We start from the raw sequence: 13,025 nt of genomic DNA, 5'->3' as shown, positions 1-13,025 counted from the left end.
TTTTTAAAACCGGTCGAGTAAGCGTTCAATATAATCACGCTCTTCCTGGCGGCGTTCGCGTTCTGCGGCCCGGCGCCGTAATTCTTCCAGTAATTCCCGCGAGCGGCTGGCATTGTCCCTTTGATCTATGTCGGCTTCGGCGTTTTCAGAATTATCGCCGCCTTGTTGCCGTCCGAGAGGGTCATTGCCCTGACCGCTTTCACCGGCTTCGCCTTGGCCTTCTCCCCGGGCGGACTCAGCCAGCTTCTCTCCGGCGTCGCGCATAGCTTGAACAGCGTCTTCCTGGGCGCTGCGCGCGGTAGGGTAATCGCCTTGCGACAGCGCGTCCGCAGCTCTGGACATACCGTCTCTCGCCCGATCCAGTTCATCCTGAGCCGCCTCTGTTCCGCCGCCAGTGCTCGCCCTGTTTTCGTCGCCGGGCTGATTTCCGCCTTCACCATTTTCTTCAGAATTGCCGGCTGTTTGATCATCAGATTCTGCGCCAATCTGACCAGCTTCTCCGTCATCTTCGCCCAGCCGTCCGAGCAATTCTTCCAATTCTTCCTGGCGGCTGGCCAATTCGCCGGGGCTCAAGCCTGACTGCGGCGAGCTACTTCCATCATTGGATCCGTTACCGCCCGTGTCCTCCTGCGCCTGCCGCTCGGCCTCATCTGTTTCATCTTGCAGTTCACGTTGCTCTCCTAGGAGATCAGCAAGCTCTTCAAGATTCTCTTTCATTTGCTCGCTCATCTCACCTTCAAAGCCTTCTCCCTCGCCTCCGGCAGATTGTGAGAGTTGAATTTCCATATTTTCCAGGACTTGAGCGAGCTGCGCGAGGGCGCGGCGTGCGCCTTCCACGTCACCGGCTTTATTAGCCTCTTCAATCGCTTTGAGAAGTTCCTGAATTTCGTCAGTGGACCCCATGGAGCCACCGCCTCCGCCGCTATTTTCCTGTTCGGCGAAATTCCCGTCTTCCAAGGCTTTGCGTTTGAGCTCTTCGGTATAGGCCTCTACCGCGCTATTATAGCGTTCAAACAGTGTATCTATTTCCCGTTGAGGCGCCCGGCGCGCCATGCCTTCTCTAAGGGCTTGTTCTGCTTCGCGCATTTCTTCCAAGGCTGTCCCAAGTGTTCCGTATTCCGCGCGAAGCGCAATCGACCAGAGCTCGTCAGGAATGGGCTCAACCGTTTCAAGATTACGCGCATAGCGCAGTCGCGAACGAACATTCCGAAGGCCCAGATAAACAGATGGGTCACGGAAAAGTCCCTCGGGCCTGTCAGTCACGGCTCCAATCAAGTTAGCGGCGCGCTCAATACCTTCCGGAGCACGTTTGAGGCGCTGGACAGCATTAGAATCGCTAAAAATTTGTCCGGGCAGGGGCGGGGCCGCCGATTCAGGTTTGTAATTCGCTTCTATCGCTTGCAAAACAACCGCTCTTTGTTCGACGACAGCCTTGGCCAGAGGTTCGACAAAAATCTTGTCGGGAACTCTAAACCAGCTTTCAGAAGAATAAGCGGATTGACCGGCTCCATCTGTGGCTTTCAGTCTGGCAATGACTTTCTTACCCGCAAGAGGGTGGCGTGTGAGATCGAGCTTGGCTTCCATTGCCTCCGCTTTGGGGACGGAGCCTCCGCTCATTGGAATTTCGACCAGCGAGGAACTTGAAAAAGGCTCTTCTACGCCATCGACAATTTCAGCCATCTCCAAAAATAAATTCGTAACGCCGTAATCGTCTTTGAAAGAATAAGTTATGACCAGACGATCCTGTTTGTCAGCTTTAGGTGTCTCGTCCAGAGTAACAATCGGCAGTTGATCTTGAACGACATTCAATTTCCAGACCTTGCGGTTTTGGCCAATTCTCCAAACGGCTTCTCCCGACTCGCTCACGAAAGCCCGCGCTTCAAAGGTTTCCCGGCTGAGTTTGTTGATCTTTAAATAGTCCGTATCGATGCCTTGGCGTAATTTAGGACGCGGCACGCTTTTGGCGCCGTTCAGGCGAGCGACCCATTCACTGCCTGCAGGGATGGTCTTGATATCCTGACCTTGAAAATAAATAGGTGGACGGCCCGTATAATCAGGCGGATCAATCCAGGCTTCGAAGGTGACATTATCGGGATTAACGCCCGCTTGCCAGACAGGCGTGACGGCGCGCCGCAAGCGCTCCATATTGGCGCCGCTGCCAACCAGAAGCGCCAGGATGAGAGCAAGAGGGAGGATGAACCGCAGAAAATAAGGGTCGCGCGGCGCTATAGTCGGGCGAAGATCCGGCCGGGTTAACTGCTTGGACTGTTTTAAGGCTTTGGAATAATGCGCAGGCCAGCTTTCTTCGCCGATGACGGGACGATCATCTAAAACATCCAGTGGCCGATGCGCTTGATTGGAATCTCTCTCAACCCGCCGCCTGGCTTCGGATAGGGACGGTAGAGGTCGTTTTTGAGCCTTGTAAGCGGCATGAATCAGAAAGATCAGAGCCGTTATGGCTGCCAGGCCGCGCCACGGGTCGCCAATTCTTTCCCAAACACCCGCAAAAACGCCGACCAGAAAAACAGAAATGAAAACCGCCGCCCACAGAAACACGGGAACATAGCGTTCCCAAACCAACCATAGGCGGGCAGTCCGCACATAACGCGCCAGCCGCGTGGTAAAAGGTGTTTGCTCTGAAGAGTTCATATGAGCCCGACTATAAAGCCATGACTTTATGTGTCGTGTTAAATTTCATCCAAGCTACAGTTCGCCGCGACCCGACGGGTTTAACCAGCTTGGCAAGCGCTCTGATTTGAGGATTTCTTCAATCTTCGGGCGCTCACGAATAACTTCGAATCTGTTCCCTTTGACCAGGACTTCAGGAACGAGAGGGCGGGTATTGTACTGGCTGCTCTGCGCCGCGCCATAAGCGCCGGCGGAATGCAAGACAACCAAATCACCGGCTTCCAGAGCGGGCATATCCCGGCCCGTCGTAAAGGTGTCGCCGCTTTCGCAAATTGGGCCAACCACATCATAGGTCGCCTCGATTGCCTCCGTTCCGGGCGCTTTGACAGGCTCTATGTCATGAAACGCATCGTAAAGCGCCGGACGCAAAAGATCGTTCATCGCGGCGTCAATGATAAGAAAATCCCTGTCTTCGCCGTTTTTGACATAAAGGACTTCGGATAACAGCACGCCGGAGTTTCCGGCAATCATGCGGCCGGGTTCGAATATCATTTCAACATCCATCCCCCGCGTGAGGCGTTTGACGAGTTTTCCGTATTCTGAAGGCGGAGGCGGCGTGACCTTATTGTCGCCATAAGGAATTCCCAGACCGCCGCCTATATCAAAACTTTTGATCGTGTGCCCGGCTTGGCGAAGGCGGGAAATCAGCCCGCCGACTTTTTCAATCGCAGCTTCAAATGGCGCGAGCTGGTCTATCTGGCTGCCGATATGAACGTCGACGCCGACAATTTCGATGCCAGGGAGCTTTGCCGCATGAGCATAAGCGTCTTCAGCGGAAGACCAGGCAATGCCGAATTTGTTTTCCTTGCGCCCGGTGGAAATTTTGGCATGTCCGCCGGCGGTTACGTCAGGATTAACTCGAAAAGCCACGGGTGCAGAGGTTCCCATTTCAAGAGCAACTTCATTCAAAGCCTCTAACTCGGCCAGACTTTCGACATTGAAAACACGTATTTTTGCCCGCAAGCCTGCCCGCATTTCGGATTTGGTTTTCCCTACTCCGGAAAAGACAATTTTATCTCCGGGAATACCGGCCAGAAGCGCCCGTGCCAGCTCCCCTCCGCTAACGACGTCGGCGCCGGCCCCCATTTTTGCAAGCGTTGCTAAAACGGCAATATTCGAATTGGCTTTGACAGAATAGGCAACAAGAGCATTAATACCCTCAAAACTCTCCGCAAAAACCGAATAATGCCGTTCAAAAGTTGCCGTGGAATAAACATAAACGGGCGTGCCGACCGTTTCGGCGATGGCCCGTAAAGGCACGTCCTCGGCGTAAAGTTCACCGTTTTTATAATCAAAATGTCTCATGAGGTTAGATTCTGATGCCCTTAAGCCTAATACGGCGTTGTTTCGTCCACATAGTCTTCGTCAAAAATATCATCTTGTTCGTCATCAATCGGACTTTCGCTGATAACGCTGTCCTCATCGGGTTTCTCATCGACTTCATTCTGGGCTTCGCCCCAAAGGGGAGGAGGTGTTTTGAGCGGACCTTTAATCCCGCAAGCGGTAAGGCTAACGGAACCCAAGAGCAAAGCGAGAGTTAAATATGAGTTAAAGCGATTTCGGCGGGTGGCGCGCATGTCAGATCCTCTTTGGCGACATTGGTCGGTAATGGCCATTTGAACATATGTCCAGTCCAACGGGATGTATAGGCAGGACAAGTGACATTAACTTAAGAAAAGTAATTGGGATATTGATAGTAATATGGATCACTCTAAAAATTTCACACAAGGTTCGACACGTATGCTCCGTTCGAAACTAACGACTTCAATTTTCCTGACTTGCCTGTTTTCAGTGCCGACACTTGCCGCGGCCAATTCGACCGAAAAACGAGGAGAAACATTTTGTTTTCCGACAAAAAAGGCCGTTAAAATCGTTGAGGATCTTTCTGAGGTCAAAGACAAGCACCGAAATATTGTGGATGTTGACATTGATCCCAGATTTTTAATCAAGGATGGAGGCGTCTGGCCCGAGCGGTTTTATCTGGCGAAAGATGGTAAATCGGTCAAGAATCTCCCTTTTTCCAGAGAGGATGGCCGCGTTGATAATTTTATGGCCTCGGCCCGAGCCTATCCCGAAACAGACATATGTATAGACGACCCAACACGGGCCGACCGCCCTGCAGATGATGAAGGGCTGTATTTTGAAATGGGTCTGTCACCTTTCTTCCATAACCGCAGCGGAACTTACGAAATGGAAGAATTAAAAGAAGGGACGAAAGACGGCAAAAATTTCTATAAAAAAATGATACCGGGCGCTCTGACAATGTTCATGCCGGATACTGACTATCTTGCCGTGAAATACGAAGATAGGTCGGCTCCGCTTCGGGCGTTCGCTGTTCTGGACGGCGTCGAAACTTTGATGGAAGGGGAAAAGGTCAAAGATTTTTACGTTATATCTTTCGAAGATATGGAGGCTTGGAAAGCAGAAGGGCTGGTTGTCAAAGGCGGCCCATATAATCTTCAACCCGTACCCAGCCCGTCCATTATGCGGCGATTTGGGTGGGGGCAGGACTCAGATTCCTAATCTCAATTTAACTTTTAAAAACCAAAGAACCTGATAGCTGCAATCAAATCGGTGTTTTTGGGGATCTTATGTCGCGTGCAAAATTAGTTTTGGGTGTTTTAATCGCGGGGACTTTTCCGGCGCAGGCTTTGGCCGAAACTGACTGTATGGAGGCCAAAGACCTTGTGAATATGGTTCAGTCTTTTTATCAGGCGGACGCAGACCGCGTCGATGTTATCAAACCAGAATTTAACCTACAGCTTAAACCCCTCGGCGATAATCCGGTTCCGACGGGTCTGCGCTATATTTATGAAAACCAAGAGATAGACCTTACAATTGATACGAGGGGAAATGTCCAGAATATGGAGAAGGCACTCGCCTTCAGCAAAGACGGCCAATTGTGCAAATTGATTGAAGGCAAAATTGTTGGAAAGTCAGATGAGCCGACGGTTCAAGCCAATATGACTTTCAGTTTTCCGTTCATCAATACGTCCGGGAGCCACAGCGCGGAGGAACTCGTTGAAGGAGCAAAAGATGGCTCAAAAGTTATGAATACGCTCGCTCCGGGAGGACTTGGGTTTATGGTGCCGGGACTGAAGGCCATAAGCGTCACTCCCGCTCAACCGAATGGGGACACTCCCGTTTTACGTTTTATGGAGGGAGAGACTTTAACGCGCGGTCCCGAAGTCAGCCGGGTCAAAAAGAGCCAGTTTTTCAAAATAAAAGATTTGAAAAAATCCAGAGCGGACCGACTGGATATTTCTGGCGATTACCGGCTCATAGCGACATTTGATTATGATCCTGACGACATAAAAAAAGCGGCAGAGGCGGATGGTGCAAGAGGCGAAGAGGCGGCGTCTACAAACTAATTTACAACGCGCTCTTCAGCGCTTAGCCTTTTCGCATGAAATTATTTTTACCTCTATGTTTAACAGTTCTTATTTTGTCAGCATGTGGGCAACAATCATCAGAAAAGGTGTCGCCTTCTGAAAATAAAACGCCTCATTCTCAATTGACCGGGTCTGATATGACAGAGCCACTCTCGGCGGAATTGGCGGAACGTTTTTCCGCTTTGGCACTGACCTGCGTGCATCAGGAATTTCCTAATAAAATTTCCCGCACGACAGATACGGCTGAAGAGATAGGCCGGCCAATGGACCTCTTCCCTGTTTTTTACGGCTGTTTTGACTGGCACAGCGCCGTGCATGGTCACTGGATGCTTGTCAGGTTATTACGGACTGCTCCAGATGGTGCTTGGAAAGACGAAGCCCGCGCCAAACTGGCACAGAGTTTTACTGAAGAAAATATTGCTGGTGAAATAACAAATTTCGCCCGCCCGGCTCGGGGCTCATGGGAGCGGCCTTATGGTTTGGCCTGGTTGCTTCAACTCACCGCGGAATTACGGGAATGGGACGATCCTCAGGCGAAAATCTGGCTTGAACGGCTGAAGCCTTTGGAGTCGGATATTGCGGAAAGCTTGAAAACCTGGTTGCCTAATCTGGCTTACCCCATCCGATTGGGGACCCATAATCAAAGTGCCTTTGCTTTTGGCTTAATATGGGACTGGGCAAAGGTTTCAGGGGACGCAGAAATGCAAACGCTCATTCGGGAAAAATCTCTGGCGTTTCATAAAAATGACGTGAATTGTCCGCTGAGTTACGAACCCAGCGGCGAAGACTTTTTATCACCTTGTCTGATGGAAGCCGACTTGATGCGGCGCGTTTTGCCAGATGACGAATTTTCGTCATGGCTCTCCGCATTTATGCCCGATATTCCGACGGATGGATCAAGTGACTGGCTTGATCCGGGTATTGTGAAGGATGCGAGTGATGGTAAGCTCGTACATCTGGACGGCGTCAACCTTTCGCGCGCGTGGAATCTTTACAACATCGCTGGAGCGCTTCCGAACTCTGATCCACGTCGCGCTGCTTTGATCGCGTCGGCAAAGCGGCACGAAGAGGTCGGCATCGCCGCTGTGTCGGACACACATTATTCGGGGTCTCATTGGCTTGCGAGTTTTGCGACTTATTTGAAAACCTCTAGGGGTCAGCCTCTGTCGGTTGAGCAGAAATGACCTTACGCCAGACTGAAAATATCAGCAGTCCGTGCAAACTTATCTGTGACCTCGACCTAGAAAAGGGTCAGTGTGTGGGATGCGGCCGGACGCGCGAAGAAATTGCGCGCTGGCTGTCTTATACGGAATTGCAGCGCCTCGCGATTATGGCGGAATTGCCGGGTCGTTTGGCCAAGTCTGAGAAATGAGCCGTTAGCTTAAATTTTTTCTCCAGCGCTTTACTTGCTTTTTCACTTCGCTTGGCGCGGTCCCTCCGTAGCTTGTACGGCTGCTGGCAGAGGCCAGAGGAGACAGGACCCGGTAAACATCGTCGGTAATGCGCGGCTCAATGGATTGTAAATCCGTCAGCTCCATCTCAGCCAAAGTATTGCCTTGTTTCTCGGCCAGTGCCACCACCCGCCCTGTGACATGGTGGGCGTCTCGAAATGGCATGTTCAGGGTCATGACGAGCCAGTCGGCCAGATCCGTCGCCGTCGAGAAGGCCGCGCCGGCCGCCTCGGCGAGTTTATCTTTATTTGGTGACATATCGCTGATCATACCTGCCATAGCGGCCAAACCAAGTTCCAAGGCTTCAAAGGCGTCAAAGACAGGTTCCTTGTCTTCCTGCATGTCTTTGGAATAGGCGAGGGGCAGGCCTTTCATCACAATAGTCAGGGATGTAAGAGCCCCGACAATCCGCCCAACCTTGGCCCGCACCAATTCGGCGGCGTCGGGGTTTCTTTTTTGCGGCATTATTGAGCTGCCGGTTGTAAAGGTGTCAGACAATTTCACAAACTGGAATTGGGCGCTCGTCCAGATGACAATTTCTTCTGAAAGTCGAGATAGATGCGTGGCGCAAATGCTGGCCGCGGCGAGAGCTTCTAAGGCAAAGTCCCGCGCCGATACAGCGTCGAGCGAATTGGCCATAGGGCGGTCAAATCCTAAAGCTTTGGTCGTTGCGTCCCGGTCAATCGGATAGGGCGTTCCGGCCAAAGCGGCGGCCCCAAGAGGACTTTCATTGAGACGCTTGCGGCAGTCAGCGAAACGAGAGCGATCCCGCGCAAACATCTCTAGGTAAGCCATCATGTGATGTCCGAAGGTGACAGGTTGTGCGCTTTGTAAATGTGTAAAGCCCGGCATGATCGTGTCGGCATGTTTTTCCGCCTGACCGAGTAACGCTCTTTGCAAAGTATTTAATTGTGCATCGAACATATCCAGATGATCGCGTACCCATAGACGAAAGTCTGTCGCCACCTGGTCGTTCCGTGAGCGGCCAGTGTGAAGGCGTCCCGCGGCTTCACCGATTTTTTCTTTCAGGCGGTTTTCCACGTTCAAATGGATGTCCTCTAATTCGGGTTTGAAAGGAAAAGTGCCGGCGTTAATTTCTTCCAATATCTCATCCAGACCTTGATGGATCGCCTGACAATCCTTTTCAGAGATAATGCTCTGAGCCTTGAGCATGGTCGCATGAGCTTTTGAGCCGAGAATATCTTGAGCGGCAAGTTTCTGGTCGAAATCGATAGAGACATTGATCGCCTGCATCAGAGCGCCCGGTTGTGCGCTGAAACGCCCCCCCCACATCGTCTGGCCTTTTTCCGGTTTCTGATTTACAGGCTCGGTCATGTCATCTGTCTCTTCATTGTTTACCCTGGGCAATGCCATACGGGTCTTATTTGTCATCGGTCTCATAGCCGTGTTTGGGGTCGTGGTGCAATCCTGTCAAAAACCAAAAACCGGGTTGGAAAGATTGAGTGTGGCTTCGTTGTCGAAACTCACAATCCTAGAAGCTCCGCCGCCGCAACCTGACCTCTCTTTTACATCAACAGGCGATGAAAAAATGAGCCTGTCCGATTACCGGGGTCAAGTCATTCTGGTTAATGCCTGGGCGACCTGGTGCCCGCCCTGCGTCGCGGAAATGCCTTCGCTGAACAATTTGCAGAAGCAACGCGGCGGAGAGGCTTTTCAGGTTGTCACTATCAGCCTGGATAATAAGAAAGAGGACATCACAGAATTTTTTGAAGAAAACGGAATAGATGCTTTGCCGAGCTGGCACGACAGTACATATCAGATAAATGGAAAGCTCCAATTGCCGGGCCTTCCAACCTCAGTGATTTATGACCGGTCAGGCCGGGAGGTGGCGCGTTTGCTTGGGGAGGCTGAGTGGGACAGTCCCGAAGCCTTTGCCTTGATAGATTATTTAACTGCGAATGAGTGAAGTCCGGACCTGCCAGTTATGTAATCGCCCGCTCGGCGAGAAGTCCGAGAAACATCATGTTGTGCCTAAATCGAAAGGCGGCAAAGAAACGGTTGAACTTCACGCCATCTGTCATCGCAAAATTCATAAGGTTTTTACCAGAACGGAGCTTGCTGACTTCGCATCGATTGAACCGCTAAAAAACCATCCTGACATTGAAAAATTTATCAAATGGCTGAGAAACAAGCCGCCGGATTTCTATCGCCGAACCCGATAGTTGTTCACGATTGGCTAAATGGCGTGAGTCTGAGGCATCTACTTTCTTATATTTGTAATGTAGCCTTACCATTACCTTTCTAAAGTTCGGCAAAAATGAGGCAGTGTTAATTGATTGACCTGACGGTAAAGTTCTAGGAATTCGGCATAAATAAGGCCTTATTTTTCTCTCTTTCTCATTAAATCCTGTTCACTTTACCTTTGCAATCGCCTCCGACAGATTTCGCCAACTTGCTGGGGTGGCGAGGCATGACATAGGAGAGACTTCATGCGGATACGAGATTTAACACTTATAGCAACGATGTCTGCAATTGCAGGCTCTGCCTTTGCCTTGGGAGCATCTGCGCAAGAGGCAGAGGTCAAACCCACTATACAGGATACTAATTTCCTAGCCTCTGACATTAACGCCAATGGAGAGTTGGACCGAGAAGAGTTCGTCTCCTTTGCAGTGATGAAAGCAGCCGAGGGGCATAAAGAGTTTGTCCTCGTGCGAGAAAATGGTTCCTATGATGACGCCTTTGATAAATATGATAGCAATGCCGATGGCGCCATTACTCCGGACGAGCTAGCCGAACTTAATGCGGAGGGTGACGCGAAAAATAATAACTGGAGTCTCAAAGAAGAACCGGAAGAATAGCTTTACTAGGCGGGCTTTGCTGAAAAGGTAAGTTTTTCAAGCCACGGAACAATTTTCTCAGTCCCGGCGTTATTTTGCCAGAGACATTAAGTCTCGGTAATTAAAATCGGAGAGAGACCCATGTTACGTTACGCTATTATAGCTCTTATTATTGCCCTTATCGCTGCTGCCCTTGGTTTTGGCGGCGTGAGCGGAATCGCCATGTATGCCTTTTATGTCTTTATTGTTCTGTTCGTAATTTTGCTCTTAGTTCACCTTTTACAGGGTCGCGCCTAACCTATTCGGCGGTTCGTCTTATCCCCGCTATGCTTAACCCTTCAAAGCGTTAGCGGAGGGATAAGTCACCGCCGATAAAACGGGGCCAATTTACCCGTTTCAGCCGTCTTTCCTTTTGGAAGGGCGGCTTTTATTTTAAAAATTCATACGACTGGAGGGAATTAAAAGGATCGTGTGAGCCAGAACTGAATTTGCGTATCGGGCGAGCTTTCCGTCAATCCAAACAATACTCCGGTCGAAAGCTTCACTTTTTCAAAGAAGGGCGTGCTGAGATAAGGCCCGGCGACATGATTCTGATCCTCAAAGGAGTCGAGGCCCGATGTATCCCCGTAAGTGCTGAACATTTTGACGCCAAGCGCCCGCCCTTGAGGCAATTTCTTTTGAAGCCGGGCCTGACTTTCAATCGTGAAATCATCGCCGGAGCCCTGGCCGATTTGCACCTCGGATTTCAGCACGCCCCGGACTTCCCAGCCCTCGCCGAATTTCCACTGATGCGCCCAGTTTATGCCCAGCTGACCGGGGCGCGAATCGCCGCGCAAACGGGCGTCAAAGCGCAGGCCGGTTTGATATTTCCTGTCATCTTCGCTGAGCTGCCAGACCAGTTCCGCTTCGACATAGTCGAAATCAAAATCCGACTCCTGCGTCTTGCGGAACCGCCCCACGACCCGCCATCTGAGATCGGAATTGATAGAGCGCTGATAATGCAGGCGCTGCGCGACGCCGGTTTCGCCGCGGGAATTTTCCGGATCAATCCCCAGACGGTATTCGAGCGTGCTCTCGCCGTCATCCACCGTCGCGCCGACAACGCCGCTCGTGTTTTGCGCAAAGGCCGGCCCTGCATAGCATAGCAGGAACAGACCTATCCCGAAGGACAGGGTTTTACAAATATAGGACATAGCTAACCTCTTCTATGTATCGCCGCCCTTATACCCCCTTCCAGACAGAACAAACCAATTTCTGCAGAAAACGGCCTAGAGACGCTGTTCTATCTGTGATTCTTTCTTGGAACGTTCCGCCTGTTTGGCCATAGTTTTAACATCTGTTAATGGAGAAATAATTTTTATGACGCCTCTCAGCACTGAGAATCTTGAACTTAAACTAGAAGACAAAATCGTTCACATGAGTATCACCGGTAATATTAAGCCGGAATCGATGACCCAGGGTCTCGACTGGATCCATGAACTGGACGCGGAGGATGACGACTTTAACCTCCGGATTGATATGGCCCAGGGCGAATTTGACGACCTTGCGGCGATCAGCGCCGAATTCAAACGCGTGGCCACCGTGCTCCGCCATTCCAAATCCGCGAAAAAATGCGCGCTCATGACCGACAGCATGTTCCTCCGGAACTCTGCCAAAGTCGAAGGCGCGGTCATTCCCGGCCTCGAAGTCCGCACATTTGACCTGGACGAGACGACCCCGGCCGAACGCTGGCTCAAAGGCGAAGCGCTTATCCAGGAAGGCGATGAAGGCTATGAGCCCGAAGCCTCCAATGATCAGGCGGAGGAAGAGTCCGATAATCCATGGGACAGCCTCAAAATGAAAAACGTGAATGTTTAAAAATGAGGGATGAGAGGCGAACCACCTCTCATTAAAGCGATAAAATCGCTTTCCCGAGTTTCTTCGAAAGATTTGGCCAAAGCCAAATATGAGAAGTCTTGAAACAAATGCACTTTCCGAAGTCTCACGACTTCGGCGCTACGTTGTCATTGATACCCCGTATCAATGACGGCCACTCCGCGTCTTCGGAGGATTTTGCCAAAGCAAAATATGAGAAGCTTCTCAACCTGCACCAAATAATAGCCTTCCCCTCGTGGGAGGGCTTTTTCGTTTGTAATATGCTCCTTTCTGCTAATTTCCTGTCATTCCGGGGTGTGGAGCGAACCTCTTCTCCCACCTCGTCATTCCCTTCTGCGCTTGTCATTCCGCACGGAGCGAAGCGGGGTTAGTGAGGATGTAGCTGACTTTTCAATTCCTTAGTCACACCGACGCGGGCGAAGCCTGCCCGGTGCAAGTGCCTTATGCTTGGCGTCTTGATCCGTAGAAGACGTTTTTCGCTGAACCGGCAAGGCACTTATACCGGGCGACCCAAGGGCCGCGTCGGTATGACAGGTTGTGACAGAGGTTTCATAATTTCTCCCACGCCTTTCCTCCCACTCGCCATCTCGGGTCGAGCCTTTCGCGTCAAAATCCTAAATAAAGTGGACAGCCCGCGGGGTCGGTATCCTTGCCGGAGACCGAATTTGGTAATGTTTCGCAAGGGCCAGGCCCCGCGGCAGCGGTTTTATCGCAGCGGCCTTGTAGCGATCCTCCTGTGTTGGAGGTCGTCCGCAGTCTAGGCGATCGGCCTGCATCCTTCAAAGAAGTCACAGGGTGGAACGCCAGAGCGTCAGGCACGC

At 51.3% G+C, this 13,025-nt stretch carries 14 protein-coding genes; 9 read left to right on the top strand and 5 right to left on the bottom strand.

What is annotated here, in order from left to right; genetic code table 11:
- Positions 1-3 precede the first annotated feature (3 nt).
- Genes ACN0IC_RS01820 through lptM form a run of 3 tightly spaced genes read right to left on the bottom strand, consistent with a single transcriptional unit; the run spans position 4 to position 4,265 of the window.
- Positions 4-2,649 carry a DUF4175 domain-containing protein gene (locus ACN0IC_RS01820; RefSeq protein WP_416877039.1) on the bottom strand — a complete coding sequence of 882 codons (2,646 nt, stop codon included), beginning with the start codon at positions 2,647-2,649 and terminating at the stop codon, positions 4-6.
- Positions 2,650-2,703: 54 nt separating this feature from the next.
- Positions 2,704-3,993 carry a diaminopimelate decarboxylase gene (lysA, locus tag ACN0IC_RS01815; protein ID WP_416877038.1) on the bottom strand — a complete coding sequence of 430 codons (1,290 nt, stop codon included), beginning with the start codon at positions 3,991-3,993 and terminating at the stop codon, positions 2,704-2,706.
- Positions 3,994-4,019: 26 nt separating this feature from the next.
- Positions 4,020-4,265 (bottom strand): LPS translocon maturation chaperone LptM, encoded by a 246-nt coding sequence (gene lptM, locus ACN0IC_RS01810; protein WP_416877037.1) that lies wholly within the window; start codon positions 4,263-4,265, stop codon positions 4,020-4,022.
- A 124-nt stretch (positions 4,266-4,389) separates the two neighbouring features.
- Between lptM and ACN0IC_RS01805 the strand changes: the two genes are divergently transcribed.
- From ACN0IC_RS01805 to ACN0IC_RS01790, 4 genes are all read left to right on the top strand, one after another.
- Positions 4,390-5,211, top strand: a complete 822-nt coding sequence (locus tag ACN0IC_RS01805; protein WP_416877036.1) for a hypothetical protein — start codon at positions 4,390-4,392, stop codon at positions 5,209-5,211.
- 68 nt (positions 5,212-5,279) lie between these two features.
- On the top strand, positions 5,280-6,059 hold the full coding sequence (locus tag ACN0IC_RS01800) for a hypothetical protein (protein ID WP_416877035.1): 780 nt from the start codon (positions 5,280-5,282) through the stop codon (positions 6,057-6,059).
- Positions 6,060-6,217: 158 nt separating this feature from the next.
- Positions 6,218-7,264, top strand: a complete 1,047-nt coding sequence (locus ACN0IC_RS01795) for a DUF2891 domain-containing protein (protein ID WP_416877034.1) — start codon at positions 6,218-6,220, stop codon at positions 7,262-7,264.
- Complete coding sequence (locus ACN0IC_RS01790; protein WP_416877033.1) at positions 7,261-7,452, top strand: DUF1289 domain-containing protein; 192 nt, start codon at positions 7,261-7,263, stop codon at positions 7,450-7,452. The genes ACN0IC_RS01795 and ACN0IC_RS01790 overlap by 4 nt, the downstream gene beginning before the upstream one ends.
- Positions 7,453-7,456: 4 nt before the next feature.
- On the opposite strand, the gene argH is transcribed toward ACN0IC_RS01790, so the two are convergent.
- Positions 7,457-8,866 (bottom strand): argininosuccinate lyase, encoded by a 1,410-nt coding sequence (gene argH / locus ACN0IC_RS01785; protein ID WP_416877032.1) that lies wholly within the window; start codon positions 8,864-8,866, stop codon positions 7,457-7,459.
- Between argH and ACN0IC_RS01780 the strand changes: the two genes are divergently transcribed.
- From ACN0IC_RS01780 to ACN0IC_RS01765, 4 genes are all read left to right on the top strand, one after another.
- Positions 8,865-9,458, top strand: coding sequence for a TlpA family protein disulfide reductase (locus ACN0IC_RS01780; RefSeq protein ID WP_416877031.1), 594 nt, complete (start codon positions 8,865-8,867; stop codon positions 9,456-9,458). The genes argH and ACN0IC_RS01780 overlap by 2 nt on opposite strands.
- Positions 9,451-9,714 carry an HNH endonuclease gene (locus tag ACN0IC_RS01775; protein WP_416877030.1) on the top strand — a complete coding sequence of 88 codons (264 nt, stop codon included), beginning with the start codon at positions 9,451-9,453 and terminating at the stop codon, positions 9,712-9,714. The genes ACN0IC_RS01780 and ACN0IC_RS01775 overlap by 8 nt, the downstream gene beginning before the upstream one ends.
- 267 nt (positions 9,715-9,981) lie before the next feature.
- Positions 9,982-10,350: a hypothetical protein gene (locus tag ACN0IC_RS01770; protein ID WP_416877029.1), complete on the top strand. Its 369-nt coding sequence runs from the start codon at positions 9,982-9,984 to the stop codon at positions 10,348-10,350.
- A gap of 120 nt (positions 10,351-10,470) precedes the next feature.
- Positions 10,471-10,626 carry a DUF1328 family protein gene (locus ACN0IC_RS01765; RefSeq protein WP_416877028.1) on the top strand — a complete coding sequence of 52 codons (156 nt, stop codon included), beginning with the start codon at positions 10,471-10,473 and terminating at the stop codon, positions 10,624-10,626.
- 161 nt (positions 10,627-10,787) lie between these two features.
- Here ACN0IC_RS01765 and ACN0IC_RS01760 read toward each other — a convergent pair whose 3' ends face one another.
- Positions 10,788-11,522, bottom strand: coding sequence for a hypothetical protein (locus tag ACN0IC_RS01760; protein ID WP_416877027.1), 735 nt, complete (start codon positions 11,520-11,522; stop codon positions 10,788-10,790).
- 166 nt (positions 11,523-11,688) lie between these two features.
- Here ACN0IC_RS01760 and ACN0IC_RS01755 point away from each other — a divergent pair, with 166 nt between their 5' ends.
- Complete coding sequence (locus ACN0IC_RS01755) at positions 11,689-12,186, top strand: STAS/SEC14 domain-containing protein (RefSeq protein WP_416877026.1); 498 nt, start codon at positions 11,689-11,691, stop codon at positions 12,184-12,186.
- Positions 12,187-13,025: the final 839 nt, after the last annotated feature.

The organism is Litorimonas sp. (assembly GCA_029936425.1).
GTDB lineage: Bacteria > Pseudomonadota > Alphaproteobacteria > Caulobacterales > Maricaulaceae > Litorimonas.
The sequence above is the reverse complement of the archived record's forward strand: the minus strand, read 5'-3'. Positions and strand labels throughout refer to the sequence as shown.

Coding starts and splice junctions, on each gene's coding strand:
- ACN0IC_RS01765 (WP_416877028.1), top strand. CDS start 10,471: ATGTTACGTTACGCTATTATAGCTCTTATTATTGCCCTTATCGCTGCT.
- ACN0IC_RS01795 (WP_416877034.1), top strand. CDS start 6,218: ATGACAGAGCCACTCTCGGCGGAATTGGCGGAACGTTTTTCCGCTTTG.
- argH (WP_416877032.1), bottom strand. CDS start 8,866: ATGACCGAGCCTGTAAATCAGAAACCGGAAAAAGGCCAGACGATGTGG.
- ACN0IC_RS01820 (WP_416877039.1), bottom strand. CDS start 2,649: ATGAACTCTTCAGAGCAAACACCTTTTACCACGCGGCTGGCGCGTTAT.
- ACN0IC_RS01755 (WP_416877026.1), top strand. CDS start 11,689: ATGACGCCTCTCAGCACTGAGAATCTTGAACTTAAACTAGAAGACAAA.
- ACN0IC_RS01775 (WP_416877030.1), top strand. CDS start 9,451: ATGAGTGAAGTCCGGACCTGCCAGTTATGTAATCGCCCGCTCGGCGAG.
- ACN0IC_RS01790 (WP_416877033.1), top strand. CDS start 7,261: ATGACCTTACGCCAGACTGAAAATATCAGCAGTCCGTGCAAACTTATC.
- ACN0IC_RS01780 (WP_416877031.1), top strand. CDS start 8,865: ATGTCATCTGTCTCTTCATTGTTTACCCTGGGCAATGCCATACGGGTC.
- lysA (WP_416877038.1), bottom strand. CDS start 3,993: ATGAGACATTTTGATTATAAAAACGGTGAACTTTACGCCGAGGACGTG.
- ACN0IC_RS01805 (WP_416877036.1), top strand. CDS start 4,390: ATGGATCACTCTAAAAATTTCACACAAGGTTCGACACGTATGCTCCGT.
- ACN0IC_RS01800 (WP_416877035.1), top strand. CDS start 5,280: ATGTCGCGTGCAAAATTAGTTTTGGGTGTTTTAATCGCGGGGACTTTT.
- ACN0IC_RS01770 (WP_416877029.1), top strand. CDS start 9,982: ATGCGGATACGAGATTTAACACTTATAGCAACGATGTCTGCAATTGCA.
- lptM (WP_416877037.1), bottom strand. CDS start 4,265: ATGCGCGCCACCCGCCGAAATCGCTTTAACTCATATTTAACTCTCGCT.
- ACN0IC_RS01760 (WP_416877027.1), bottom strand. CDS start 11,522: ATGTCCTATATTTGTAAAACCCTGTCCTTCGGGATAGGTCTGTTCCTG.